1 protein-coding gene is annotated in these 528 nt (G+C 47.3%); it reads right to left on the minus strand.

Annotated features, from left to right (window positions below):
• Positions 1-528 (minus strand): hypothetical protein (locus R7Q48_RS30725; protein ID WP_318134201.1); only part of this gene is annotated, 528 nt, incomplete at both ends.

Here is a 528-nt window from a genome sequence, read left to right on the forward strand (position 1 = left end):
GGCTTCACCATGTGAAGTCAAGCCATCAATTGGATTGGTCGATGCGTCGAGTTGATAACTCACCACTCGATCGGAGCCTTCTGTCGTGGTGAACTTGCCGTCAACCGAAACAGAATCATTTTGATCCGAACCGATGCTCGCAAGGTCATCTTCATCCACCGTTAAAGCTTCTACACCATCAATAGAAGGCGCATCATCTTTAACTTCTATAACGATTTCTGCGGCTTTGGCATCGTTCGAACCGAGCGTCAAAGAAGAGCGGTCACCGTCGGCATCAACGGCATAAACTGGAATGGTGAACGTTAACGATTCGTCGTTTGCGCCAGTATGATCCAGCTGTTCATAGAGGTTGAACTGATATTCGCCTTGAGACGGCGAGTCGATACTGATGTCGAATACCGTAATGCGCACACCATCAAGCTCAATATAACCTTCGTAAGTACGAACGCCGTTGACATCAGAAGTGAGTTCAAGAAGTACAGTTTGTCCTTGCGATTGCAACTCGCCAGAGACATTAAATTCCGTTGG

Source organism: Vibrio sp. 378 (assembly GCF_033339435.1).